Origin of the sequence: Pseudomonas sp. B21-021 (assembly GCF_024749205.1) — a bacterium.
GTDB lineage: Bacteria > Pseudomonadota > Gammaproteobacteria > Pseudomonadales > Pseudomonadaceae > Aquipseudomonas > Aquipseudomonas paraglycinae.
On the sequence record NZ_CP087192.1, the window covers coordinates 677,975 to 703,015 of the forward strand.

The following is a 25,041-nucleotide window of genomic DNA, read 5'->3' on the forward strand; positions in this document are numbered from 1 at the left end:
GACCGCGTCATCGTTCTTCGCGAGCAAGCCCGCTCCCACAGGGGAACGCATTCCAAATGTGGGAGCGGGCTTGCTCGCGAAGAGGCCAGATCAGGCGACGCTGAGTTTGCGGCCGAGCACCGTCGTCCAGCGCTCGGAAAGAATCACCCCGCCCAGCGTCAGCAAGCCACCGACCAGGTGATACATCGCCAGCTGTTCCTTCAATACCACCGCTGCAATCAGCGCGGTGATCAACGGCAGCAGGTTGAAGAACAACGTGGTCCGGCTCGGGCCCAGGCGCTGTACGGCCTGCATCCAGGCCAGCGGCGCGAGCATCGAGGCCAGCAGGCACGCGTACAGCACCAGCGGAATGTTCTGCAGGGTCAGGCCGGTTTTCGGCGACATGACGTACAGCGGAAACAGCACCACTACCGCCACCAGCACCTGCAAATACAGCAACACCAGCGGCGGCAGGCGCAGTTGCCATTTTTTCAGCAGGGTGCTGTAGATCGCGTAGGCGAGGGTGGCGACCAGCATCATCGCGTCACCCAGGTTCACCCCGTGTTGCAGCAGTGCGCCGAGGCTGCCGGACGACACCACCACCAGCACACCGGCGAATGACAGCACCGCACCGACCAGCGCACCGGCGGTCAGGCGCTGGCCGAGGCTGATGATCGCCATGGCCAGCGACATCAACGGCATCAGCGACAGGATGATGCCCATGTTGGTGGCGCTGGTCATGGTCGCGGCGAAGTACGCCAGGCTCTGATAGACCGCCATGCCCAGCACGCCAAGGATGAAAATCTTGCCCAGGTTCGGGCGGATCTGCGGCCAGTGCGCGATTACCTTCCTGAGCATGAACGGCGTGAACAGCAGGCCGGCGAGCAGCCAGCGGTAGAAGCCGATCTCGGCGGGGAAGATCGCGCCAACGGCCAGCTTGTTGATCACGGTGTTGCCGGCCCAGATGAAAATCGCCAGCAGGGGAAACGCGTATTGCATGGGAGGAGAAACCAGTACGTTGATGAACGGTGATTATCCCCTGTCTGGATGCAGGCCTATACTGCGAACCGGACAACCCGCCCCTGATTCCGGACAGCATGAACAGTAAACACATCGATCTGCTGGATTTCAGCGAACTGCCGTCAGCGGTGTATTTCCGCTATGCCGACTTCAACGCCCATGAATACGCCGCGCCGCACCGCCATCCGTGGGGCACGCTGGAGTACGCGGCCCACGGCGTGCTGCACATGGATGTCGACGGCAGCCGCTTCATGTCGCCGCCGCAATACGCGGTGTGGGTGCCGCCGCAGGTGGAGCCCAGTTTCTACAGCCATCAACCGGTCAACTATCGGGCGGTGTGTCTGGCGCCGGATGTCTGTTCCGATTTGCCGGCGCAGGCCTGCACCCTGGCAATCAGCGATATTCTCAAAGCGATCCTCAAGGACTTCGCCGCCCGTGATGTGAAGATTCCCGCGTTCGAAGCCGACCAGCGCCTGGCCCAAGTGTTGGTGGATCAATTGCGCCAGGCGCCGGTTCACCAATGCTATCTGCCCTACGCCAGCAGCCCCGGATTGCTGACCATCCTCGAAACCCTGCAGGCCGAGCCCGGCAACAACCAGCCGCTGGCGCACTGGGCGGCGCAGGTGCATGTCAGCGAGCGCACCCTGGCCCGGCAATTCGTGCGGGAGCTGGGGATGAGTTTCGGCGAATGGCGTCAGCGGCTGCGTTATCTTGCGGCGATCGAGGCGCTGGAGTCTGCGCGCAGCGTGCAGGAAATCGCTTTTGATCTCGGCTACAGCAGCGGCTCGGCCTTCATCGCCATGTTTGCCCGGCAGGCTGGATGTACCCCGGAGCAGTATCGGCGCAGCCATCTTGAGGCTAGGAAGGTGTAACAAGCTTTGACTACACTCCAGCAGAGGCCACCTCCATCGAGGCGGCGCCAAGGAGAAAACTCCATGAAGATGCTGCGTGTCCCTTTGTTGATGATCGGTCTGCTGCTGTGCTCCCAGGGTTTCGCCGCCACGGCGCAACAGAACAAGATGACCACCTGCAACGCCGACGCCACGGCCAAGAGCCTCAAGGGCGACGAGCGCAAAGCCTTCATGAGCACCTGCCTCAAGGCAGCCCCGGCGGCCAACGACGCCAAGGCCCTGACCCCGCAGCAGGAAAAGATGAAAACCTGTAATGCCGATGCCAAGACCAAGGCGCTGACGGGTGATGCGCGCAAGACGTTCATGAGTGATTGTCTGAAGAAAAAATAAGATCGACAGATCGCAGCGAGCGGCAGGGCATCCGCTCGCTTCGGCGCCGGATCGCTGGCAGACTGCCAATCCTTTTACGCCGTTCGTTTTGAGGCTGTATGCCAACGTTTTCTGAGCGTCATGTAGTGTTCTGGGTCAGTTGCATCATCATTTTCGGCGGTCTGTTGCTGGTGTTGCCATTGCGTTTGCTGCCCAGTCTGCTGGCCGGCTTGCTGGTGTTCGAACTGGTCAACATGCTCACCCCGCAACTGCAACGTCTGATCGAAGGCCGGCGCGCGCGCTGGCTGGCGGTGGCGCTGCTGGGCACGCTGGTGGTGAGTGTGCTGGCGCTGATCTTTGCCGGGGCCATCAGTTTCCTGCTGCACGAGGCGGAAAACCCCGGGGCTTCCCTCGATAAATTCATGGGCGTGGTCGACCGCGCGCGCGGGCAACTGCCGCCGTTTCTCGACAGCTACCTGCCGGCCAGTGCCGCCGAGTTCCGTGTGGCCATCGGTGAATGGGCGAGCAAACACCTGTCCGACCTGCAACTGGTGGGCAAGGACGCGGCGCACATGTTCGTGACGCTGCTGATCGGCATGGTGCTGGGCGCGATCATCGCCTTGCAGCGCGTGCCGGACGTCACCAAGCGCAAGCCGCTGGCGGCCGCGCTGTTCGACCGTCTGCACCTGCTGGTTCAGGCGTTTCGCAACATCGTGTTCGCGCAGATCAAGATTTCCCTGCTCAACACCTTCTTCACCGGGATTTTCCTGGCGGTGATCCTGCCGATGTTCGGGATCAAGCTGCCGCTGACCAAGACCCTGATCGTGCTGACCTTCCTGCTCGGTCTGCTGCCGGTGATCGGCAACCTGATGTCGAACACGCTGATTACCATCGTCGGTCTGTCGCTGTCGATCTGGGTGGCGATTGCGGCGCTGGGCTACCTGATCTTTATCCACAAGCTGGAATACTTTCTCAACGCGCGCATCGTCGGCGGGCAGATCAGTGCCAAGTCCTGGGAGTTGCTGCTGGCAATGCTGGTGTTCGAGGCCGCGTTCGGCCTGCCGGGGGTGGTGGCGGGGCCGATCTATTACGCGTATCTGAAGAGTGAGTTGAAGCTGGGCGGGATGGTTTGATCCAGGCTTGATCGTTCCCACGCTCTGCGTGGGAATGCCTCAATGGACGCTCTGCGTCCGCTTTGGGACGCAGAGCGTCCCGGGCTGCATTCCCACGCAGAGCGTGGGAACGATCTTCGTGCGGTGTCAGTTCACCGAGCCATAGCGTTTCATGGCCTCGATCGCCAGACCGCTACCGATACTGCCAAAGATATTCCCTTCAACATGCCGCGCGTTCGGCAGCATCGCCGAGACGCTGTTGCGCAGTGCCGGAATACCGCTCGAACCACCGGTGAAGAACACCGTATCAACCTGACCCACCGCCACATTGGCGTCCGCCAGCAACCGGGTGACGCTGCCGCGCACGCGCTCGAGCTGCGACTCGATGGCCGACTCGAACAGCGCCCGGGTCAGTTCCACGCTCAGGCCCGACTCGATGCGGTCCAGCGGCACATGACGGCTGTCGTTGTGGGTCAGCTGGATCTTGGTTTCTTCCACTTCCATCGCCAGCCAGTGCCCGGCGCGCTGCTCGATCAGCTTGAACAGACGGTCGATGCCGCCGGTGTCTTCGATGTCGTAGCGCATGCTGCCCAGGGCCAGGGTCGATTTCTGCGAGTACACCGAGTTGATGGTGTGCCAGGTCGCCAGGTTCATGTGGTGGCTGGTCGGCATGAATGCACCGCTCTTCATGCGGCTGCCGTAGCCGAACAGCGGCATCAGGCCTTGCAGGCTCAACTGTTTGTCGAAGTCGGTCCCGCCGATGTGCACGCCGCCGGTGGCGAGAATGTCATCGTGACGGTTATCCACACCGCGACGCTCGGGCGACAGGCGCACCAGCGAGAAGTCCGACGTACCACCGCCGATGTCGACGATCAGTACCAGCTCTTCCTTTTCGATGGTCGACTCGTAGTCGAAGGCCGCGGCAATCGGCTCGTACTGGAACGAAACGTCCTTGAAGCCGAGCTTGCGCGCCACTTCCACCAGGGTGTCTTCGGCTTCCTGGTCGGCCAGCGGATCGTCGTCGACGAAGAACACCGGACGGCCCAGCACCACCTGCTCGAACTCACGACCGGCGGCCGCTTCGGCGCGGCTCTTGAGCTGGCCGATGAACAGCCCGAGCAAGTCCTTGAACGGCATCGCGGTGCCGAGGACGCTGGTGTCGTGTTTGATCAGCTTGGAACCGAGCAGGCTCTTGAGCGAGCGCATCAGCCGGCCTTCGTAGCCTTCCAGGTACTCGTGCAGCGCCAGACGGCCGTAAACCGGGCGGCGCTCCTCGATGTTGAAGAAGACCACCGACGGCAGGGTGATCTTGTCGTCTTCCAGCGCGATCATCGTTTCCACGCCGGGGCGCAGCCAGCCGACGGTGGAGTTGGACGTGCCGAAGTCGATGCCGCAGGCACGGGCTGGAGAGGCGTCTTTCATGGTCTTTCGGTTCCGGTCAAAAAAACGGCCGCGCAGTGTATGTCAGTGCGCGACAGATTCGAAGGCCGGTCATCTGCTATTTCACGTCTAAGCTTGCTTGAAACTCGCCGCTTTGCCCCAAACTTGCTGGCATGGGCCGGCAGACATACCGGCGGTCGCAAGAACCGCCGTCCACTGCCGATAAACTTCTGCTGCGCCACCCGGTCACAACCTTGAGATCGGTCAACCAGCCTTGCGCGAATCGGCGCATGCTGGCATCGGCGCGAAATCGATAACGGATGGTGATTCCTTCGATGGACTTCAAAGACTATTACAAGATACTCGGCGTGGAGCCGACGGCTGACGACAAGGCAATCAAGGCTGCCTATCGCAAGCTGGCGCGCAAATACCACCCCGATGTCAGCAAGGAAAAGGACGCCGAGGCCAAGTTCAAGGACGCCTCGGAAGCCTATGAAGCGCTGAAAAGTGCCGACAAACGCGCTGAATACGATGACCTGCGCCGTTACGGCCAGCACGGTCAGCCGTTCCAGGGTCCACCGGGTTGGCAGAGCCGTGGCGGCTTTGGCGGCGGCGGTGGCGACACCGGTGACTTCTCGGACTTCTTCAGTTCGATCTTCGGCAATCGCGGCCCCGGTTTCGGTGGCGGCGCTGGCCGGCAATCCCGCAGCGCCGGACGGCGAGGGCAAGACGTGGAACTGGAACTGCCGATCTTTCTGGAAGAGACGCTTTCGAACGAATCGAAAAAGATCAGCTTCCAGGTGCCGCAATACAACGGCTCAGGCCAGCACGTCAGCAACACCAGCAAGAGCCTGAACGTGAAGATCCCGGCGGGCGTGACCGACGGCGAGCGCATTCGCCTCAAGGGCCAGGGCGCACCGGGCATCGGTGGCGGCGCCAATGGCGATCTGTACCTGACCATCCGTTTCGCGCCGCACCCGAAATTCGACGTTGAAGGCGAAAACCTGATCATCACCTTGCCGCTCGCTCCCTGGGAGCTGGCGCTGGGCGCCGAAGTGGCCGTGCCGACCCTGACCGGCAAGATCAACCTCAAGGTCCCGGCCGGCAGCCAGAACGGCCAGCGCATGCGCGCCAAGGGCCATGGCTTGCAGAACAAGGCCGGCGAACGCGGTTATCTGTTCGTCCAGCTCAAGGCCGTGATGCCGAAAGCCAACGGCGATGACGTCAAGGCGCTGTGGCAGGAACTGGCGAAGAAGGCCGCCTTCAATCCGCGAGAGAACTTCTGATACTGACGACGGAGTAGCCCATCATGAGCAGCCCCCTGATCGTTCAACTGGACATGGCAGAATTCTGTGAGGCGGCCGACCTGTCGGACGTCTACGTGATCGAAATCGTCGAACACGGCATCCTCGAACCTCAGGGCACGCAGCCCAGGGAGTGGCGCTTCACCGACTACGAACTGGCCCTGGCCAAACGCGCCGCCAAGCTGCGGCGCGACCTTGACCTGGAATGGGAAGGCGTCGCCCTGGCGCTGGACCTGCTGGAAGAAGTGCAGGAGCTGCGGGCCGAGAACCGCATGCTCCGTCAGCGTCTGGCGCGGCTGGTGGTCGAGTAGCGCTTCAAACCTGTCTGGGCAGCGTCACGCTGAACAGCGTTCCGTCGGCTTCGCTTGAACTGACTTCGATCGCCCCGCCGTGGGCGGTCACCACTTCCTTGACGATGAACAGGCCCAGACCGAGGCTGGTCGACGGTTGGCCGAGTTCTTCGTCGGCACTGCGCACCAATGGATCGAAAATCGTGCCGATGGCCTCTTCGGGGATGGGGTTGCCGTAGTTTTGCACGCTCAGGTGAACGCTTCCCGAATCGCCCCGCAGCGTCACCAGAACTTCCCGCGGGTCTGAACCATGCTGCAAGGCATTGCCGATCAGATTTTGCAGCAATTGATCGATCCGTCCGGCATCCCAGACGCCGCGGGTGTCGCCCTCGGTTTTCAGTGTTGGATCACATTCCGGATTGCCGGCGCAGGCTTCGGCGATCGCCGCTCGCGCCGCGTCGGCCAGGTCCATCGGTGCCGGTTCGATCGGCAGGCTTCTGCCCAGGCGGCTGCGCACCAGTTCCAGCAGGTCGCTGACCATCGCCGCCATGTGCCGCGCGCCTTGCTTGATGTTCAGCGCACAGGTCAGCGCATCGCCTTCAAGCGCTGTTTTGCGCATCAGCAATTCGGTGGACATGCTGACCGCTTGCAGCGGCGCGCGCAGGTCGTGACCGAGGATCGCGAGGAAAATGTCCCGCGAGCGGTTCACCTGCTCGGCGTAGGCGGCCGTCGATTCGGCCAGGGCTTCGTCGATGGCTTCGTTGAAGCGGATCATGTCCTGAAAATACGCCATGTCCGGGGATTCCAGACTGTTGACCCAAAGGCGAATCACACAGGCCCGCAGATGGCGGAATTCCGATGTCATCTGCACCAGATCAAACCCGACGGTATGCCGCAACTCGCCATGGCTGGCGCCGGCCTCGTCCAGGCTTGGGGTTTTCTCCGGGCCTTCGCCCTTGGCCTTGGCGATTTGCTCGCTGGCGGTCTGTGCGGTGTCCATGTCGCGCGCGGCGGCCAGCAGGATCGCCCGGGCATGATCACGCAACGCTGCCCGATCCATGGTGTCGGCCGCCGGAGTGATGGTCCTGGCGAACTGTTCCCACTCCTCGACGATGTGATCCGCGTGTTGCCGGATGAATTCGGATAAACGCATGTCCGGGTTCCTGGAAATTCAAGGCGGGGCGTTCGAATATTAGCCCCTTTGCACGGGAATGAAAGCGCCGCTTGGAGCTGAAATTTTCGCTGACAACTTGCCGTGCCACGATACATATCTACCGCAGCCACAGAGGCTTGGCATGGTCTGCTTTCGCTCCATTTCAAGGAGTGAAACTATGCCCGGAATCCCTGTCACCCGATCATCACCCGATAACGCCCCCCTCCCGCCAGTTCCGCGCGCGACGCAAAGTCTGCACGCCGATTTCCTTCAGAAGGCCAGCCCGGACTGGCTGATCAACGCCTCGGCTCGGCAGCGGGAAGGGGTGAACAGTGTCGATCCCGCCAAACCTGACTGGTACAGGCGCGCATCGCGCGATCAACGCAAGGCGGTGGGCGATGCCGTGACCGCCAGCCTCGCCGCCCAGACCCGTCTGGACAAGGCCATGTCAAACTTTCAGGACATCGACAGCTTCGCCGCGCCGTTGCTGACCAAGGCCCTCAAGGACCGCTTCAACGTGACGCTGGACGTCAGCAAGACCTGGCTGGTGCTGAACAAACCGGTGGAGATCGGGATTTTTTCCATCGATATCGATTTCTTCGAAGTCCTGAAGCTGCCCTTGCTGCAAGCGGCGCTGCACAACTTCGAAGCCCGCGAGTGTAAAAGTGGGGCTTTTCATGAAACATCGGGATTTCGCAGTGAAACCTCGAAACCCGGCACGCTTGCGCCGTTGAACACGCACCTGACCGTCGAGCAATTCACCGGCCTGTGCCGCTCGCTGGACATCGGGGAGAAATACCAGGCTTACCTCAAGGATTTCCTGCGCCCCAAAGACGCGGTGGCCGAGCACGTGCTGCGCGACAAATTCATCGACGCCCATAAAACCGCATTGCGTGCAGCTGCGGAACTGGCGTTAGTCAAGGGTGATATCGGCCGTGAGGATTACGCCTCGATTCGTTCGATCCTCAACGGCGAACTGGCACCGCGTCAGGGCCAGCGGCAGATCTGGTTCCGTGATCTGGGCCTGATGGGCCGGCGCATGACCGGCTGTGTAATGTTCACGATCTGCGAGAAGTATCGCTACAGCGACGACGCGATCCTGTACATCCCGGGTGATCCCTACCACCCGCTCAAACGCTACAAGGGGCGGGAAATCGCGACGATGTTCAAGCAGCGGTTCACCGCTCCCGATGCGACTCAGGCTCATCCTGCAGACCCCAATAGCTACCAGCGGTTTTTCAGCCAGTTCGTCGCGTATGCCGACCGACCGCGCTACTTCGGCCAGTTCACCGACGACACGCCGAACCGCACGTTTTCGCAAAAACTCGCTCCTTACGAGCCGCTGCTCAATGAGTTTTTCAAGGCACTCAATCCGATCAACGCGGCACTGATCGGCATTCACGAGTTACCGCCTGCGCCGCCGGTCGAACAGGTGCCCAACGCAGATCCGTATCTGAACCCGGTTGACCTGTCGCGCAAGGGCGGCGGGATCTGGTCGGACAACATCGACCTGTGGAATTACCAGTTCGAGCAGCATCGTGACCGTTTGATCGCCGATGCCCGTAGCCATGCCGTGCCCACGGCGGATGTCGACGCCAAAGTGCGCTCGGAGAAGCTCGCCACATTGTTGAACATCGGCATGCTGGTGCTGATGGGCGTCTCGATGTTCGTGCCGGTATTGGGCGAAGTGATGATGGTGGTGATGGCCGGGCAACTGCTCGAAGAAACCCTTGAAGGCGCCATCGAGTGGAGCGAGGGTGATCGCAAGGCCGCCAAGGCGCATCTGATCGATGTCGCGCAGAATCTGGCGTTGATTGCCTTGATGGCGGGCGCCGGCAAAGGGCTCGCCCGGCTGACCGCCGCCCGATCGACACCGGTCATCGAGCACCTGCACCCGGTGGAAATGCCGGACGGCACGACTCGCTTGTGGAAGCCTGATCTGAGTGGCTACGAGAGTCCGGTCACACTGGACGAGAATGCTGTACCGAATGCGCTGGGGCAGTACGAGTCGGGAGAAAAAACCTGCATACGCCTCGATGGCAAGACTTATCAGCAGACTTACGACGAGTCGCTCAAAGCCTGGCGCATCCAGCATCCGAGCGATCCGCAGGCCTATCAGCCGCCCTTGACGCACAACGGCGCCGGCGCATGGCGGCATACTCTGGAACGACCGCAGGACTGGGACCGGTTGACGCTGTTGCGGCGTATCGGCCACCGCACTGACCCGTTTGCTGACGAGCAATTATTGACGATGGCCGATGTGGCGGGTGTCAGCGACAACGCCTTGCGCAAGATGCACCTGGACAACGCCTTGCCGCCGCCGGAACTGGCGGATGCCATGCAACTGTTCAACGCCGAGCGCGATGCCGGATTGATCGTCGAACAGGCAGCCGGCACTCAGGCAGTCGACAGTCGACTCATGCATCTGTTGCCGCTGCTTCCCGACATGCCGCGCTGGCCGTTCGGGCGCAGGCTGCAGATCTTCGACAGCCCGGACTTCTCGGGGCGGGCAATCGGTTACGGGACGAAACGCGGCGGCAAGGCGCCGATTCGCATCAGCCGGGCCGAGGTGCTGAACGGTGAGCTACCGGCCCGGATACTCGCGGCACTGGATGAGGCAGAGACGGTGCGTCTGCTGGGTGGCGAGCCTGCACGGGTTCGCGCATCGAGGGCACAGGAGTTTTCCAGACAGATTGCCGACTACGCCCGCGCGCACCAGCCCGCGTTGTTCGACCGTCTTCTCAAGGCAAACGATCCAGTCGACCCTCGGGCGGTAAAGCTGCAACGAGTCGTCCCCGGGTTGACCGGGCGAGAGGCAACGGCTGCATTGGGACAGGCCGATGCCGAAGAGCTGGCGCGACTGGACAGCGCCGCTAAGGTCCCGTCGCATTTGCAGGAACTCGGTCGCTGGTATCGCCAGCAGGGACGCCTGACCCGGGCTCTGGCCGGGTTGCGCAGTGAAACCATGGCCTCGCCCGACAGTCGTCATCTCGCGTTGCAGACATTGGGTCGGCTACCGGGATGGTCCGATGACGTGCGTCTGGAAATCCGCGAGGGCAGCATCAGCGGGCCGATGCTGGATGCCATCGGCAGCGAAACGGCCTCTGCGCACAAGTATCTGGTCAAGCATGGAGATGCCTTTCAAGCCGACAATGAGCGTGGTGAGCCGCTCAATAGTATTCCCCACACGGGTGATAACTTTTTCAGCTCGTTGATGCATGCCTTGCCCGATCCGGCACGTCATGCGTTGGGTTTTCCGAGTGTCGGGCAGAGCATCGAGTTGCAAAACGCGATCATTGAACGAGCGCTCGCCGAGCGCAGTCAGTCGGCCTGGATTCTGCGTGCGGGCGCGGCAGAAAAACCATGGTTCAAACCGCCGCAACGCATTGCCCCCAAACTGCTCGGTTATCCCGCCAGCGGCGATGGACCGGGGCCGAACCCGGCATTGACCGGTCATGTCCAGAGCGTCTACCCGGGGCTGACCGATGTTCAGGCTCGCGGCTTCATTCTCGAGCAATGGCGGCTGGGCAAGACCGACCAACAGATCTTTCATCTGCTCAATAACCGGTTGAGCGAGTGGCGGGAACTGGAAACAGCACTCGATCAGTGGATGATGTCGCAGAACCTGCGCCTGCGCAGTGCCCGCGACGAGTTCGTCAGCGTGGTGCAAAACATCAAGGACTGTTGGCGCAATGCACCGTTGGTCGAACACGATCCGCGAGCGGCCCGCCTGACGCTGATCAGTGACGCGCCGCTGCCGTCATTCGCGGCGGACTTCTCCCATGTTCGCGAACTGACGTTGCGCGTTCCGGTCGTGGGCGACACGCTTGCGGCGTTTCCCAATGTCGAGAAACTGGCACTGACCGCGCGCGTTGCGGAATTCGACAAAGTGCTCGCGACCTTGAAAACCCTGCGTCACATGACCCGTCTGAAGCTCTCGACACCGATTACCGGCCAGGTGGCGACGCGTCTTCGCGAGTTGACCCGACTTGAAGAACTGGAGCTGCACTGTACCGCCAGCGGCATGAGCCCGGTCGTACCCATGACGCTTGAGGTCGGCGGCCTGCGCCAACTGCGCAGGCTGGAAATCGGCAGTCCGCATATGCACCAATGGCCACACGGTGTTCTGGATTTGCCACGGCTGGAGCGCCTGAACCTGCGATCAACGGCAATCAACACCCTGCCGATGGAAATCTATGAGGGCCATCAGCGGCTGTTGTCCGGCCTGTCACTGGACTGGTCGAGGTTCCCGCGTCGGGTGTTCAAACCGATCTACGAATTTGTCCGCAACCAGCCCCGGCATCTGCTCGATCTGGACGAAATGGTCGCGGATTATTGCCGCGGCGAACTCAAGCGTTTTGTCGGCATGGAGCCGAGCCTGTTCGATGTCTTGAGTACGGGTTTCAAGGCGCAATGGGCTGACGTCGGCAGCCGCTTTGCGGCGATCGAAACCTTGAGTGAACAGTTCAGTGAACTCAACCGTCTGGACGGGTGGTTCGGCGCCGAACCGACGCTTCAAAATGGCGGGACCGCGCGGTTGGCGGTCGCCGATGCGCTGAAGGCCAGTTGGCGCAGCGGATTGTTCCAGCGTTACGGCGCGCGGACCGAAAGTATATTTTTCAACCTGTACGTCAGCTTGCCCAACGATGCGTCGGTGCTGGATATTCTCGGCTCGCCGGTGGACAGTCTGCCGACGCTTTCGGCAGAAGGATTCACCCACGTCAGAAGTCTGCATCTGGCCGGATTGCAGGCACCGGTCGAGCAGTTGTGTGGTTTCATCAGCACCTTTCGCGGGGTCGATACCCTCGATCTGAGCCATTGTGGCTTGAGTGAATTGCCGTTGGATGCAGATACCCTGCCGGCACTCGAAACCCTGAACCTGCACGACAATCCGCTGAGCAGTATCGACGTGCGCGGGATGAATCGCCTGATGGCGCTGGATCTCAGCGCGACGGCCCTGCGCGAATGGCCGGTGGGGGCAGAGCTTCTGCCGGAGCTGACCTGGCTGGATCTCAGCAACAGTCAGTTGACCTCGCTGCCGGAGGCGTTGCTGGCGCGTGACGCGTTGTTGCTCGATACCAGCCTGGTCGGAACACCGCTGACCGAGCAGGCCAACCTGTTGCTGGTCATCGCACGTCAGCGCATCGAACAGGCCAGAGGCCTGCTGCCAGGATCGTTGCAGCGCTTTGCGCTGGAAGAACCGCGCCATCGCACGCCGCCTGTCGAAAGTGGCTCGGTGATCGCTCGACGTTTGTTGCCGCTGCCGCCGCTGTCGACAGGCGAAGGTCCGGCCGGGTGGGTTGCCCGTATCCAGCGCCTGCGCTCGCGGTACGACAGCGCTCAGGCGCAGCTGGCGATTGAACGGCTGCGAGGCGCGGGGCTGACCGAAGTTGAGATCGGTGCACGAATCGACGCTTGGGAGCAGACATTCGAGTCGCTGACGCGACGTCTGAACGATTGGTTGTTCACCCATGAAACCCGGGGCATGGATTGGGTCGTGTCATCGCGCACTCGTCAGCTCGCCGCACAGCGGATCATCGAATGCTGGCGTGAGGGCACGGTCGACTGGAATGGCGTGGTTGACCGAGAGCTGAATCTCGACGGCCTGCAGGTGGGCAACCTGCCCGCACTGGACGCAACGTTCGCGGCGGTGCGGACCCTGAATCTTGCGGGAGTGAAGCTCACCACCGATGGCTCCAATGACTTTCTCAGGGCCTTCACGCAGGTGCGAAGGCTCAACATCGGCGGCAATCACTTGCTGGCAATTCCCGAGCCAGTGGGGCACATGCTGCAAATTGAGCGACTGGAGCTGTCATTCACCGGGCTTGTGGATTCCGCAGCGCTGGATCAAACGCTGGCGGGCCTGCCGCAGCTGCAGCGGCTGGACCTGAGCCACAACGGCCTGCGCACGTTCAGCGTCGCCCGACTGGAGCGACTGGAGCGGCTGAACCTGCGTGACAACCTGCTCACGGCATGGCCGGAAGGGGTGCTGCAAGCTCCCCGATTGCAAGCGATCGATCTGAGCAACAATGAAATCTCGTCGATTCCCGTCGAGTTGTACGACAGCGACCATGCCGGTTTGCTAGCCGGCAGCAATCTGTCGGAGAACTACGAAATGTCGCAACAAAGTCTGATCCAGCTGCGTGATTACGCCGATACCCATGGGCGTGGCGACGTGCTGGGCCTGACGTATGCCGACATCGACCGGATGATCGATGACATGGACAGTACGACCGAAAGTGACGGTGATGGCGCGGGCTTCGAGAGTGATGCAGAACCGGATGAAGTGGTTCCGACACTTGCTGAAAGCGTGCTTGAACTCCAGGCCACACCCTGGATTGAAAACATTCCTCATGAGGATGCCGCTCGCTGTCGGGCGATGTGGCAGCGGTTGGCCGCCGAGCCCGACAACGCCGCCTTCTTCCATCTGCTTTCGCAGATGCCGCATACAGAGGAGTTCCGGGTGTTTCGCGCCGATCTGACACGACGCATCTGGGAAATCGTCGAAGCGGCCGATGGCAGTCAGGAGCTGCGCGACACACTGTTTTCCATGGCGACCACGCACACGACATGCGTCGATGGCCGCACCCTGGCGTTCAGTGAAATCGAGGTCAAGGTGTTCGAGTACAACGCCTTGCGACATTTGCAACCCGGCCTCTTGGCGAAGGGGCGCGCCTTGCTCGACTTGTCGCGGCAGCTGTTCCGCCTGGGCGAGGTGGAAAAACTTGCTGCCCGCAACATGGGACGTCATGCCGATCCTGCGGAAGTTCGATTGCAATATCGAATCGGTCTGACTTCAGGTTGGGAGGACGGCCTGCAACTGCCCGGGCAGCCAAGGCACATGCGATTTGCCCGACCCATCAGGGGCGAGGAGCTGGCGACGGCGCGTGACGCCGTCGTGACGGCGGAAAAAAGCGAGCGGTTCTATGAAGAGCTGATCAGTCGCGAATACTGGGTGCAGTACCTGACCGAGAAGTACCCGGACGAACTCGGCGCACTCAAGCGCAGTGCGGATGAAAAGCTGCAACGACTCGAGGATGAATATGAAGACGTGACCAGCACGGCGTATCAGGAGGCGGTGCAGATGCTCGAGATCGAGCGCGGTATCGAGCGCAACCAGCAACTGATTGCCCTGTCGCACCTGGAAACAGGCGAACCGCTGACGGTCACTCTCGACGAGGAGCAGCCTGGCTCTTCACGTTATTCGATGGACACTTCAACCCGCTGAAGTGTCGGCAGTCCCGGTCATCGAAAGCCTCGACGACCGGGGCGCTGACTCAGAACAGAAAGTAACGTTGCGCCATCGGCAGGGTTTCGGCCGGTTCACACCAGAGCAACACGCCGTCGGCCTTGACCTGATAGGTCTGCGGGTCGACGTCGATGTTCGGCAGGTAGTCGTTGTGGATCAAGTCGGTTTTCTGCACGTCGCGGCAACCTTTGACCACGGCGATTTTCTTCTTCAGGCCCAACGCTTCGGGCAATCCGGACTCCTGCGCTGCCTGACTGATGAAGGTCAGGCTGGTGGCGTGCAGCGAGCCGCCGTAGCTGGCGAACATCGGGCGGTAGTGCACCGGTTGCGGGGTCGGGATCGACGCGTTGGCGTCGCCCATCAGGCTGGCGGCGATGGCGCCGCCCTTGAGGATCAGCGTCGGTTTCACGCCGAAGAATGCCGGGCGCCACAGCACCAGATCGGCCCACTTGCCAACTTCCACCGAACCCACTTCATGGCTGATGCCGTGGGTGATCGCCGGGTTGATCGTGTACTTGGCGATGTAGCGTTTGGCGCGGAAGTTGTCGTTGCCTTCGCCGTCCTGAGGCAGCGGGCCGCGCTGCTTTTTCATCTTGTCGGCAGTCTGCCAGGTGCGTGTGATGACTTCGCCGACGCGGCCCATGGCCTGGCTGTCGGAGCTGATCATCGAGAACGCACCGAGGTCGTGGAGGATGTCTTCGGCGGCAATCGTTTCGCGGCGGATGCGGCTTTCGGCGAACGCCACGTCTTCGGCAATGCTCGGGTCGAGGTGGTGGCAGACCATCAGCATGTCGAGGTGTTCGTCGATGGTGTTACGGGTGAATGGCCGGGTCGGGTTGGTCGAACTCGGCAGCACGTTGGCGAAACCGCAGGCCTTGATGATGTCCGGCGCATGGCCGCCACCGGCACCTTCGGTGTGATAGGTGTGGATGGTCCGGCCCTTGAACGCGCCGAGGGTGGTTTCGACGAAACCGGACTCGTTGAGGGTGTCGGTGTGGATCGCCACTTGCACGTCGTACTGGTCGGCGACGCTCAGACAGTTGTCGATGCTCGCCGGGGTGGTGCCCCAGTCTTCATGCAGCTTGAGGCCAATGGCGCCGCCCTTGACCTGTTCGATCAACGGCTCCGGCAGGCTGGCGTTGCCCTTGCCGGTGAGGCCGATGTTCATCGGGAACGCATCCGCTGCCTGAAGCATTCGCGCCAGGTGCCACGGCCCCGAAGTGCAGGTCGTTGCATTGGTGCCGGTGGCCGGCCCGGTGCCGCCGCCGATCATGGTGGTGACGCCGCTCATCAGTGCTTCTTCGATCTGTTGCGGGCAGATGAAGTGGATGTGCGTGTCGATGCCGCCGGCGGTGAGGATCATGCCTTCGCCGGCGATCACTTCGCTGCTGGCGCCGATGGCGATGGTCACGCCGGGCTGCACGTCGGGGTTGCCGGCCTTGCCGATGGCGGCGATGCGCCCGTCCTTGAGGCCGACGTCGGCTTTGACGATGCCCCAGTGGTCGATGATCAGGGCGTTGGTGATGACGGTGTCGACCACTTCAGCGGCCAGCAACTGGCTCTGACCCTGGCCGTCGCGGATCACTTTGCCGCCGCCGAATTTCACTTCTTCGCCGTAGGTGGTGAAGTCCTGTTCGACCTCGATCCACAGCTCGGTGTCGGCCAGGCGCACCTTGTCGCCGACGGTGGGGCCGAACATGTCGGCGTAGGCTTGACGCGAGATCTTCATGTGTTCGCCTTGGAATTCAATTGGTTTTGAGATCGTTCGCTGCGCTCACTTTCGCGAGCAGGCTCGCTCCCACAGGGGATCGGATTCCAGCTGGAGGAACTCGGTTTAATGTGGGAGCGAGCCTGCTCGCGATGGAGACACCGCAAATTTCAGAGGTCACCCATGACCCGCCCGGCAAACCCGAACACCCGCCGGTGCCCGGCGTAATCCACCAGTTCCACCTCGCGGCTCTGGCCCGGTTCGAAGCGCACGGCCGTGCCCGCCGGGATGTTCAGGCGCATGCCACGGCTGGCCGCGCGGTCGAAGGTCAGGGCGTCGTTGGTTTCGAAAAAATGGTAGTGCGAGCCGACCTGGATCGGCCGGTCGCCGCTGTTCGCCACTTTCAGGCTGACAGTGCGACGACCGACGTTGAGTTCGATGTCGCCGGGCTGGATTTTGTATTCGCCGGGAATCATCAATTCGCTCCTTGCAGGACTTTGTAATAGAGGGCCGTCGGGCGATAGGTACCGTTCGGGTCGCAGGCGTAATCGGGAATTTCCCCGGCGCGGGTGTAACCCAGGGCCTTGTAGAAATCTTCAGCCGGGGAGCCGGCCTCGGTGTCGAGGTAAAGCATGCCGCGCTTGTACTGACGCGCGGTCTGTTCCAGCGCTTGCATCAACTGCTGACCGAGGCCGCGCCGCCGGGCGTGTTCGCGCACCAGCAGTTTCTGCACCTCGGCGCGGTTCAGGCCGTTGGCCTTCTGGCACAGGCTCAACTGGACGCTGGCCTGCACCTGTTCGTCCTTGACCACCACCCACAGCAAGACGCTGCCCTTGTTCAGGTTGTCCTGCACATCGTCGAAATAAGCGCGGGCCTGTGTGGCATCGAGATTGGCCATGAAACCGACGCTGGCGCCATAACCCACGGCGTCGAGCAGCAGGTCGATCAGACCCTGACGATAGTGCGCAAAACTTTCAGCATTGACGCGTCGCAGTTGGGCGGGGTTCATCGGTGTCACTCCTTGTGGGCGGGCGGCGGCTCCGCGCCAGGATTGAGGGTCAGTTGCATGAAGGTCAGGTCGAGCCAGCGGCCGAACTTGGTGCCGACTTGCGGCATCTGCCCGGTGGTGATGAAACCGGCGCGCTCGTGCAGGCGAATCGACGCGGCGTTGCCGCTTTCGATGGCGGCGACCATGACGTGCTTGTCGCAGGTTTTCGCGCGTTCGATCAGCGCGGTCATCAGTTGCGGGCCGAGGCCGTTGCCGCGCTGGTCGCTGCGCACGTAGACCGAGTGCTCGACGGTGTGGCGGAAACCGTCGAACGGCCGCCAGTCACCGAACGAAGCGTAGCCGAGGGTGGTGTTGTCGGCGTCGACGATCACCAGGATCGGATAACCCTGAGCCTGACGGGCGCTGAACCAGGCCTGACGGTTGCCGAGGTCGACGGCGGACTCGTTCCAGATCGCCGTGGTGTTGAGCACGGCGTCGTTGTAGATGTCACGGATCGCCGGCAGGTCAGCGTGCAGGGCATCGCGGATGGTGTAGGTCATGGCACGGCCTCAGACGATCGGTTGGTGGACGGTGACCAGTTTGGTGCCGTCGGGAAACGTCGCTTCGACCTGGATCTCCGGGATCATTTCCGGGATGCCTTCCATCACCTGATCGCGGGTCAGCAGGGTGGTGCCGTAGTGCATCAGTTCGGCCACGGTCTGGCCGTCACGAGCGCCTTCGAGCAGCGCTGCCGAGATGTAGGCCATGGCTTCCGGGTAGTTGAGCTTCACGCCACGGGCCAGTCGCCGCTCGGCCACGAGGCCGGCGGTGAAGATCAGCAGCTTGTCTTTTTCGCGTGGGGTCAGGTCCATCGTTTGAAATCCATTTGGGCAGATTTGTGTGGTTCTTTCGGTTTGAGGGGTGTCAGTTGGAACCGCCCCTCACCCTAGCCCTCTCCCGGAGGGAGAGGGGACTGATCTCGGTCGTTTTCAGTGGCCAGTTCAGTCAGTAATTTTTTTGAGACTGCAAAATTCTTTCCAGACAGCTCGGTCAGGCTCCCTCTTCCCTCCGGGGAGAGGGCGGGGGGTGAGGGGCTGGCCCTCAAGTACTCCAGATTCTCGGCGGCTGAGCTTCACGGCCGAGCAACACAGGCCTGAGCAATCGCCACAATTCAATAAGCCACGCTCGCGCAAGCAACGCTTCACCGGCCAGGCAACGAGCGACCAACAGACCGGGCAATTGCGTCAGATCCCCGCGCACCTCGTGGCCCAGCGAGCGGCATCGCTCCAGCAGTTCAGCATCAATCTCACCGGTGACCAGCAACGTCGCAAACACCGGATTGCCATCCAGCCCAATCGGCGAATCAAGCAAGCCGTCATCGCCGACGATGCGCTGGCGCTCATGCCACAACAACCGCCCATCACGGCGAATATCCAGATGCGCCTGGAAGTGCCCGAGGTCGAAACGCTCGCCACTGGCCGGACGCCCGAGGGCCACCACGTCCCAGTAAAACAGTCGCGCATCACCTTCAAGCTCGATCGAGGTCGTGAGTTCAGCCTGGGCGGCGCTGTAGACGATGGTCTCCTGAGGCAGCCATTCCAGTGTCGCGCCATCAGCGACATGCAGGTCCAGCGACTGATAAGCGGGGCCCGCCGCGCGATACCACTTGGCCGCGCCGGGGCTGGTGATCTGTGCCCAGGCGCCTTGTTCGACGCGGGCGCTGATGTCCAGCCGGTCACCGCCGGCGATCCCGCCCGGCGGGTGGACGATGATGTGCTGGCAGACCTCGGGCCCTTCGGCGTACAGGTGCTTTTGCACCCGCAACGGGCCGAGGTGCCGGCGTCGGGTCGGCCGCGTGCAATCGCCGAAGCGGGCGTAGGCCAGCTCCAGCTCGGCGTGCCAGCTCGGGGTAAACAGGGCAGTCGCAACAGGTAAGTTCATGTTTTCTAATTATCGTTAGGACGCTACAGATTAGACCGTAACCTCAAATAGTCACCAGCCCGCGCACACCTTCGGCTTCCATATTTTCGCCACGGCCCTGCTGCACGATCTCGCCCCGGGACATCACCAGGTACTGATCGGCCAGTTCGGCGGCGAAATCGTAGAACTGCTCCACCAGCAGAATCGCCATGTCGCCCCGGGCGGCGAGCTTCTTGATCACTGCGCCGATTTCCTTGATCACCGACGGCTGGATGCCTTCGGTGGGTTCGTCGAGGATCAGCAGACGCGGACGGCTGGCCAGTGCGCGGCCGATGGCGAGCTGCTGTTGCTGACCACCGGACAAGTCGCCGCCGCGCCGCTGTTTCATTTGCAGCAGCACCGGGAACAGCTCGTAGATGAACGCCGGAACCTCTTTGGCTTCGCTGCCGGGGAAACGCGACAGACCCATCAGCAGGTTTTCTTCCACGGTCAGCCGGCCGAAAATCTCCCGTCCCTGCGGCACGTAGGCGATCCCGGCGTGCACCCGCTGATGCGGCTTGAACGTGGTGATCGGTTTGCCTTCCCAGTTCACCGCGCCTTCCTTGGCCGGCAACAGGCCCATCAGGCACTTGAGCAACGTGGTCTTGCCCACGCCGTTACGGCCGAGCAGGCAGGTCACTTCGCCGACCTTCACGTCAAAGCTCAGGCCGCGCAGGATGTGGCTACCGCCGTAGTACTGGTGCAGCTTGTCGACTTGCAGCATGTTCAAACTCTCCCCGGTGATCGTTCCCACGCGGAGCGTGGGAACGATCGGATTCCTCTTCAGCGGCCGAGGTAAACCTCGATCACGCGCTCGTTGTCCTGCACCTGTTCCAGTGATCCTTCGGCCAGCACGCTGCCCTGATGCAACACGGTGACGTGGTCGGCAATCGAGCCGACGAAACCCATGTCGTGTTCCACCACCATCAGCGAGTGCTTGCCCGCGAGGGACTTGAACAGCTCGGCGGTGAACTCGGTTTCGGCGTCGGTCATGCCCGCTACCGGTTCATCGAGCAGCAGCAATTGCGGGTCCTGCATCAGCAACATGCCGATTTCCAGAAACTGCTTCTGCCCATGAGACAGCAGCCCGGCGGGGCGATTGACCGAAGTGGTCAGGCGAATCGTGTCGAGCACTTCGCTGATCCGGTCTTTCTGCTCGCCGCTCAACTTCGCCCGCAGACTGGCCCACACCGACTTGTCGGTTTTCTGCGCGAGCTCCAGGTTCTCGAACACGCTCAACGCTTCGAACACCGTCGGTTTCTGGAACTTGCGACCGATGCCGGCCTGGGCGATCTGCACTTCGCTCATCTGCGTCAGGTCGAGGGTTTCGCCGAACCACGCCTTGCCGTGGCTCGGCCGGGTCTTGCCGGTGATCACGTCCATCAGCGTGGTCTTGCCCGCGCCGTTGGGGCCGATGATGCAGCGCAGTTCGCCGACGCCGATGTACAGGTTCAGGTTGTTCAGCGCCCGGAAGCCGTCGAAGCTGACGCTGATGTCTTCCAGGGTCAGGATCGTGCCGTGACGGGTGTCGAGGCCCGGACCGACGCGTTGCCCGAGGCCGATCGAGTCGCGGCTGGTGCCTTCGTCCTTGTTCGGCTCCACCGGGAAAAAGGCCGGTTCCAGCATGAATTCAGCGCTCGCCGTGACTCTCATGATTCACCTCGTTTCTTCAGCAGACCGATCACGCCTTTGGGCAGGTACAACGTCACGACGATGAACAGCGCGCCGAGGAAGAACAGCCAGTATTCGGGGAAGGCCACGGTGAACCAGCTCTTCATGCCGTTGACCACGCCGGCCCCGAGCAGCGGGCCGATCAGGGTGCCGCGCCCGCCAAGGGCCACCCACACGGCGGCTTCGATCGAGTTGGTCGGCGACATTTCGCTCGGGTTGATGATCCCCACTTGCGGCACGTACAACGCACCGGCCAGACCACACAACACCGCGCTCAAGACCCAGACGAACAGCTTGAAACCGCGCGGGTCGTAGCCGCAGAACATCAGGCGATTTTCCGCATCACGCAGCGCGGTCAGCACCCGGCCGAACTTGCTGCGGGCCAGGCGCCAGCCGATGAACAGGCTCGCCACCAGCAACAGCACCGTCGCCAGAAACAGCACCGCACGAGTGCCGGGTTCGGTGATGCCGAAACCGAGGATCGTGCGGAAATTGGTGAAGCCGTTGTTGCCGCCGAAGCCGGTCTCGTTGCGGAAAAACAGCAACATCCCGGCGAAGGTCAGGGCCTGGGTCATGATCGAGAAATACACGCCCTTGATCCGCGAACGGAAGGCGAAGAAACCGAACACCAGCGCCAGCAACCCCGGGGCCAACACAACCAGGCACATCGCCCAAAGGAAGTTGCCGGTGCCGCTCCAGTACCACGGCAATTCGGTCCACGACAGGAAGGTCATGAACGCCGGCAAGCCATCACCGGCGGCCTGACGCATCAGGTACATGCCCATTGCATAACCGCCGAGGGCGAAGAACAGGCCGTGACCCAGCGACAGCAGACCTGCGTAACCCCAGACCAGATCCAGCGCCAGGGCGACGATGGCGTAGCAGAGAATCTTGCCGACCAGCGTCAGGGTGTAGGCCGAAACGTGCAGCGCACTGTCCGCCGGCAACAGCGACAGCAGCGGCAGGGCGATCAGCAACGCGAGAACCACCACGCCGACAGCGAGGGTGACTTTCGGGCCGGCCTTTTGTGTGGCCGTGACTAGTAGAGGCTGGTTCATCAGTCGATCACCCGTCCTTTCAGTGCGAAGAGGCCTTGCGGACGTTTCTGGATGAACAGAATGATCAGCGCGAGGATCAGGATCTTGCCGAGCACCGCACCGATCTGCGGTTCGAGAATCTTGTTGGCGATGCCCAGGCCAAATGCGGCGAACACGCTGCCGGCCAGTTGGCCGACACCGCCGAGCACCACCACCAGGAACGAGTCGATGATGTAGCTCTGGCCGAGGTCAGGGCCGACGTTGCCAATCTGGCTCAGGGCCACGCCACCGAGCCCGGCGATGCCCGAGCCGAGGCCGAAGGCGAGCATGTCGACGCGCCCGGTGGGCACGCCGCAGCAGGCGGCCATGTTGCGGTTCTGGGTGACGGCGCGCACGTTCAGACCCAGGCGGGTCTTGTTCAGCAGCAGCCAGGTCAGCACCACTACGAACAACGCAAAGGCGATGATCACGATGCGGTTGTACGGCAGCACCAGATTCGGCAACACCTGAATCCCGCCGGACAGCCACGCCGGGTTCGCCACTTCAACGTTCTGCGCACCGAACACCAGACGCACCAGCTGAATCAGCATCAGGCTGATGCCCCAGGTGGCGAGCAGGGTCTCCAGTGGGCGGCCGTAGAGGTGACGGATCACCGTGCGCTCCAGAGCCATGCCGATGGCAGCGGTGACGAAGAACGCCACCGGCAGCGCGATCAGCGGATAGAACTCGATGGCATTCGGCGCGTAGCGCTGGAACATCAACTGCACGACGTAGGTCGAGTAGGCACCGAGCATCAGCATCTCGCCGTGGGCCATGTTGATCACGCCGAGCAGGCCGAAGGTGATCGCCAGCCCCAGCGCCGCGAGCAACAGAATCGAACCGAGGGACATGCCGCTGAAGGCCTGTCCGAGCAGTTCGCCGACCAGCAGTTTGCGCTTGACCTGGGCCAGGCTGGTTTCGGCGGCGGTGCGCACATTGGCATCGGTCTCGACGCCGGGTTCGAGCAAGCCTTCGAGGCGGGTGCGGGCCAGCGGGTCGCCGGTTTCACCAAGCAGGCGCACGGCCGCGAGGCGCACCGCCGGGTCGGTGTCGACCAGTTGCAGATTGGCCAGCGCCAGGCTCAGGGCGGCGTGGACGTTTTCGTCTTGTTCGCCAGCCAGTTGCTGGTCGAGGAATTTCAGCTGCGCCGGTTTGGCGCTTTTCTGCAATTGCTGCGCGGCGGTCAGACGGGTTTTGGCGTCGGCGGCGAGCAATTGGTGGCTGGCCAGTGCGGTGTCGATCAGACCCCGCAGGCGATTGTTCAGGCGCAGGGTTTTGGGTTGGCCGTCGACGGTCAGTTCGCCTTGTTGCAGGGCGTTGATCAGTTCGACACGGGCCGGATCGGGCTGCGCGGCCCAGGCTTCCAGCAATTTGGCTTGTTGCGTGGGGTTGGCGGCGACGAAGTCTTCGGCGTCGCTGGCGTGGGCGGCTATCGGCAGCAAAAGTGCGAGGGCCAGGATCAATCGGTAAAGGGCAGTGGGCATATGAAATGGCCTTGCGTAGTGATCGTTCCCACGCTCCGCGTGGGAATGCAGCCCGGGACGCTCCGCGTCCCAAAAGCGGACGCAGAGCGTCCATTGAGGCATTCCCACGCAGAGCGTGGGAACGATCAGGTTGAGCGGGTTAACTCAGTTGCTCTTCACCGCATACTCCGGCTTCTTGTCGTTACCCGGAATGAACGGGCTCCAAGGCTGCGCCCGAATCGGCCCCTCGGTCTGCCACACCACGTTGAACTGACCGTCGCTCTGGATCTCGCCGATCATCACCGGTTTGTGCAGGTGGTGATTGGTCTTGTCCATGGTCAGGGTGTAGCCGGATGGCGCGGCGAAAGTCTGGCCGCCGAGGGCTTCGCGGACCTTGTCGACGTCGGTCGATTTGGCTTTTTCCGCCGCCTGCGCCCACATGTGGATGCCGACGTAAGTGGCTTCCATCGGGTCGTTGGTCACCGCTTTGTCGGCGCCCGGCAGGTTGTGTTTCTTCGCGTAGGCTTTCCAGTCGGCGACGAATTTCTTGTTCGCCGGGTTATCCACGGACTCGAAGTAGTTCCACGCCGCGAGGTTGCCCACCAGCGGTTTGGTATCGATGCCGCGCAGTTCTTCTTCGCCCACCGAGAACGCCACCACCGGTACGTCGGTCGCCTTCAGGCCCTGGTTGGCCAGCTCTTTGTAGAACGGCACGTTGGAGTCGCCATTCACGGTCGAAATCACAGCGGTCTTGCCGCCGGCCGAGAATTTTTTGATGTTGGCTACGATGGTTTGATAGTCGCTGTGGCCAAACGGGGTGTAGACCTCTTCGATGTCCTTATCCGCGACGCCTTTGGAGTGCAGGAATGAGCGCAGGATCTTGTTGGTGGTGCGCGGGTACACGTAGTCGGTGCCCAGGAGGAAGTAGCGCTTGGCGCTGCCGCCTTCTTCGCTCATCAGGTATTCAACCGCCGGGATCGCTTGCTGGTTTGGCGCGGCGCCGGTGTAGAACACGTTCGGCGACATCTCTTCACCTTCGTACTGCACCGGGTAGAACAGCAGGCCGTTGAGTTCTTCGAACACCGGCAGCACCGATTTGCGCGACACCGAGGTCCAGCAACCGAACACCACCGCGACCTTGTCCTGAGTCAGCAACTGCCGGCCCTTTTCCGCGAACAGCGGCCAGTTCGACGCCGGGTCGACCACCACCGGTTCGAGCATCTTGCCGTTCACCCCGCCCTTGGCGTTGATCTCGTCGATGGTCATCAACGCCATGTCCTTGAGCGACGTTTCGGAGATCGCCATGGTGCCGGACAACGAATGCAGAATCCCGACCTTGATGGTCTCGGCGGCCTGTACGGTCCAGGTCATGCCCATCGCGGCAATGGATGCCGTGAGTGTGAAAGCCTTGATCAAACTGCGACGCTTCATTGTGCGATCTCCATGAACGTTAAAGTTTTTTATGGTTG

20 protein-coding genes are annotated in these 25,041 nt (G+C 62.1%); 6 read left to right on the forward strand and 14 right to left on the reverse strand.

Translation table 11 applies throughout. From position 1 onward, the window contains the following. Positions 1-90: 90 nt before the first annotated feature. Entirely contained in the window at positions 91-978 is an 888-nt protein-coding gene (locus LOY31_RS02950) for a DMT family transporter (protein ID WP_085609214.1), read from the reverse strand. A gap of 98 nt (positions 979-1,076) precedes the next feature. Here LOY31_RS02950 and LOY31_RS02955 point away from each other — a divergent pair, with 98 nt between their 5' ends. The 3 genes from LOY31_RS02955 to LOY31_RS02965 all read left to right on the forward strand — a co-directional run bounded on the left by LOY31_RS02955 (position 1,077) and on the right by LOY31_RS02965 (position 3,352). Continuing rightward, on the forward strand, positions 1,077-1,871 hold the full coding sequence (locus tag LOY31_RS02955) for a helix-turn-helix transcriptional regulator (RefSeq protein WP_258712812.1): 795 nt from the start codon (positions 1,077-1,079) through the stop codon (positions 1,869-1,871). A gap of 63 nt (positions 1,872-1,934) precedes the next feature. Next, entirely contained in the window at positions 1,935-2,240 is a 306-nt protein-coding gene (locus tag LOY31_RS02960; protein WP_064379136.1) for a PsiF family protein, read from the forward strand. A gap of 98 nt (positions 2,241-2,338) precedes the next feature. Beyond that, a complete protein-coding gene (locus tag LOY31_RS02965) occupies positions 2,339-3,352 on the forward strand; it encodes an AI-2E family transporter (RefSeq protein WP_007950612.1) in 1,014 nt (337 codons plus the stop codon). A gap of 126 nt (positions 3,353-3,478) precedes the next feature. Here LOY31_RS02965 and LOY31_RS02970 read toward each other — a convergent pair whose 3' ends face one another. Continuing rightward, complete coding sequence (locus LOY31_RS02970; protein WP_221534721.1) at positions 3,479-4,753, reverse strand: Hsp70 family protein; 1,275 nt, start codon at positions 4,751-4,753, stop codon at positions 3,479-3,481. Between the two features lie 293 nt (positions 4,754-5,046). On the opposite strand from LOY31_RS02970, the gene LOY31_RS02975 reads away from it, so the two are divergent. Together LOY31_RS02975 and LOY31_RS02980 are read left to right on the forward strand one after the other, a co-directional pair. Then, the gene (locus LOY31_RS02975; protein ID WP_007950610.1) at positions 5,047-5,997 is read left to right on the forward strand and encodes a DnaJ C-terminal domain-containing protein; all 951 of its coding nucleotides are present in this window, start codon (positions 5,047-5,049) and stop codon (positions 5,995-5,997) included. 23 nt (positions 5,998-6,020) lie between these two features. Further along, positions 6,021-6,326, forward strand: a complete 306-nt coding sequence (locus LOY31_RS02980; RefSeq protein ID WP_085609217.1) for a chaperone modulator CbpM — start codon at positions 6,021-6,023, stop codon at positions 6,324-6,326. A gap of 4 nt (positions 6,327-6,330) precedes the next feature. Here LOY31_RS02980 and LOY31_RS02985 read toward each other — a convergent pair whose 3' ends face one another. Beyond that, a complete protein-coding gene (locus tag LOY31_RS02985; RefSeq protein WP_085609218.1) occupies positions 6,331-7,458 on the reverse strand; it encodes a sensor histidine kinase KdpD in 1,128 nt (375 codons plus the stop codon). A gap of 178 nt (positions 7,459-7,636) precedes the next feature. Here LOY31_RS02985 and LOY31_RS02990 point away from each other — a divergent pair, with 178 nt between their 5' ends. Next, positions 7,637-14,686: an NEL-type E3 ubiquitin ligase domain-containing protein gene (locus LOY31_RS02990; protein ID WP_258712813.1), complete on the forward strand. Its 7,050-nt coding sequence runs from the start codon at positions 7,637-7,639 to the stop codon at positions 14,684-14,686. Between the two features lie 49 nt (positions 14,687-14,735). Here the strand turns inward: LOY31_RS02990 and ureC are convergent, their stop codons facing one another. The 11 genes from ureC to urtA all read right to left on the reverse strand — a co-directional run bounded on the left by ureC (position 14,736) and on the right by urtA (position 25,003). Further along, positions 14,736-16,436: an urease subunit alpha gene (gene ureC, locus LOY31_RS02995; RefSeq protein WP_221534718.1), complete on the reverse strand. Its 1,701-nt coding sequence runs from the start codon at positions 16,434-16,436 to the stop codon at positions 14,736-14,738. A gap of 149 nt (positions 16,437-16,585) precedes the next feature. Next, on the reverse strand, positions 16,586-16,891 hold the full coding sequence (locus tag LOY31_RS03000) for an urease subunit beta (RefSeq protein WP_007950605.1): 306 nt from the start codon (positions 16,889-16,891) through the stop codon (positions 16,586-16,588). Beyond that, on the reverse strand, positions 16,891-17,424 hold the full coding sequence (locus LOY31_RS03005) for a GNAT family N-acetyltransferase (RefSeq protein ID WP_221534717.1): 534 nt from the start codon (positions 17,422-17,424) through the stop codon (positions 16,891-16,893). Before LOY31_RS03005 ends, LOY31_RS03000 begins: the two co-directional genes overlap by 1 nt. Positions 17,425-17,429: 5 nt before the next feature. Further along, entirely contained in the window at positions 17,430-17,963 is a 534-nt protein-coding gene (locus tag LOY31_RS03010) for a GNAT family N-acetyltransferase (protein WP_007950603.1), read from the reverse strand. 9 nt (positions 17,964-17,972) lie between these two features. Continuing rightward, positions 17,973-18,275 carry an urease subunit gamma gene (gene ureA / locus LOY31_RS03015; protein ID WP_039766748.1) on the reverse strand — a complete coding sequence of 101 codons (303 nt, stop codon included), beginning with the start codon at positions 18,273-18,275 and terminating at the stop codon, positions 17,973-17,975. A 229-nt stretch (positions 18,276-18,504) separates the two neighbouring features. Beyond that, complete coding sequence (locus tag LOY31_RS03020) at positions 18,505-19,344, reverse strand: urease accessory protein UreD (RefSeq protein WP_221534715.1); 840 nt, start codon at positions 19,342-19,344, stop codon at positions 18,505-18,507. Between the two features lie 43 nt (positions 19,345-19,387). Continuing rightward, the gene (gene urtE / locus LOY31_RS03025) at positions 19,388-20,086 is read right to left on the reverse strand and encodes an urea ABC transporter ATP-binding subunit UrtE (protein WP_007950600.1); all 699 of its coding nucleotides are present in this window, start codon (positions 20,084-20,086) and stop codon (positions 19,388-19,390) included. 59 nt (positions 20,087-20,145) lie between these two features. Then, positions 20,146-21,015 carry an urea ABC transporter ATP-binding protein UrtD gene (urtD, locus tag LOY31_RS03030; RefSeq protein ID WP_007950599.1) on the reverse strand — a complete coding sequence of 290 codons (870 nt, stop codon included), beginning with the start codon at positions 21,013-21,015 and terminating at the stop codon, positions 20,146-20,148. After that, positions 21,012-22,091: an urea ABC transporter permease subunit UrtC gene (urtC, locus tag LOY31_RS03035; RefSeq protein WP_221534712.1), complete on the reverse strand. Its 1,080-nt coding sequence runs from the start codon at positions 22,089-22,091 to the stop codon at positions 21,012-21,014. Before urtC ends, urtD begins: the two co-directional genes overlap by 4 nt. Then, entirely contained in the window at positions 22,091-23,593 is a 1,503-nt protein-coding gene (gene urtB / locus LOY31_RS03040) for an urea ABC transporter permease subunit UrtB (protein ID WP_085609223.1), read from the reverse strand. The genes urtC and urtB overlap by 1 nt, the downstream gene beginning before the upstream one ends. Positions 23,594-23,737: 144 nt before the next feature. Beyond that, a complete protein-coding gene (urtA, locus tag LOY31_RS03045; protein WP_007950596.1) occupies positions 23,738-25,003 on the reverse strand; it encodes an urea ABC transporter substrate-binding protein in 1,266 nt (421 codons plus the stop codon). Positions 25,004-25,041: the final 38 nt, after the last annotated feature.

Excerpts from the sequence above, each read along its gene's own strand:
- urtB (WP_085609223.1), bottom strand. The coding sequence starts at position 23,593 with ATGCCCACTGCCCTTTACCGATTGATCCTGGCCCTCGCACTTTTGCTG.
- LOY31_RS03020 (WP_221534715.1), bottom strand. The coding sequence starts at position 19,344 with ATGAACTTACCTGTTGCGACTGCCCTGTTTACCCCGAGCTGGCACGCC.
- urtA (WP_007950596.1), bottom strand. The coding sequence starts at position 25,003 with ATGAAGCGTCGCAGTTTGATCAAGGCTTTCACACTCACGGCATCCATT.
- ureC (WP_221534718.1), bottom strand. The coding sequence starts at position 16,436 with ATGAAGATCTCGCGTCAAGCCTACGCCGACATGTTCGGCCCCACCGTC.
- LOY31_RS02980 (WP_085609217.1), top strand. The coding sequence starts at position 6,021 with ATGAGCAGCCCCCTGATCGTTCAACTGGACATGGCAGAATTCTGTGAG.
- LOY31_RS02955 (WP_258712812.1), top strand. The coding sequence starts at position 1,077 with ATGAACAGTAAACACATCGATCTGCTGGATTTCAGCGAACTGCCGTCA.
- LOY31_RS03000 (WP_007950605.1), bottom strand. The coding sequence starts at position 16,891 with ATGATTCCCGGCGAATACAAAATCCAGCCCGGCGACATCGAACTCAAC.
- LOY31_RS03005 (WP_221534717.1), bottom strand. The coding sequence starts at position 17,424 with ATGAACCCCGCCCAACTGCGACGCGTCAATGCTGAAAGTTTTGCGCAC.
- ureA (WP_039766748.1), bottom strand. The coding sequence starts at position 18,275 with ATGGACCTGACCCCACGCGAAAAAGACAAGCTGCTGATCTTCACCGCC.
- LOY31_RS02975 (WP_007950610.1), top strand. The coding sequence starts at position 5,047 with ATGGACTTCAAAGACTATTACAAGATACTCGGCGTGGAGCCGACGGCT.
- LOY31_RS02985 (WP_085609218.1), bottom strand. The coding sequence starts at position 7,458 with ATGCGTTTATCCGAATTCATCCGGCAACACGCGGATCACATCGTCGAG.
- LOY31_RS02970 (WP_221534721.1), bottom strand. The coding sequence starts at position 4,753 with ATGAAAGACGCCTCTCCAGCCCGTGCCTGCGGCATCGACTTCGGCACG.
- LOY31_RS03010 (WP_007950603.1), bottom strand. The coding sequence starts at position 17,963 with ATGACCTACACCATCCGCGATGCCCTGCACGCTGACCTGCCGGCGATC.
- LOY31_RS02990 (WP_258712813.1), top strand. The coding sequence starts at position 7,637 with ATGCCCGGAATCCCTGTCACCCGATCATCACCCGATAACGCCCCCCTC.
- LOY31_RS02950 (WP_085609214.1), bottom strand. The coding sequence starts at position 978 with ATGCAATACGCGTTTCCCCTGCTGGCGATTTTCATCTGGGCCGGCAAC.
- LOY31_RS02960 (WP_064379136.1), top strand. The coding sequence starts at position 1,935 with ATGAAGATGCTGCGTGTCCCTTTGTTGATGATCGGTCTGCTGCTGTGC.
- urtE (WP_007950600.1), bottom strand. The coding sequence starts at position 20,086 with ATGCTGCAAGTCGACAAGCTGCACCAGTACTACGGCGGTAGCCACATC.
- LOY31_RS02965 (WP_007950612.1), top strand. The coding sequence starts at position 2,339 with ATGCCAACGTTTTCTGAGCGTCATGTAGTGTTCTGGGTCAGTTGCATC.
- urtD (WP_007950599.1), bottom strand. The coding sequence starts at position 21,015 with ATGAGAGTCACGGCGAGCGCTGAATTCATGCTGGAACCGGCCTTTTTC.
- urtC (WP_221534712.1), bottom strand. The coding sequence starts at position 22,091 with ATGAACCAGCCTCTACTAGTCACGGCCACACAAAAGGCCGGCCCGAAA.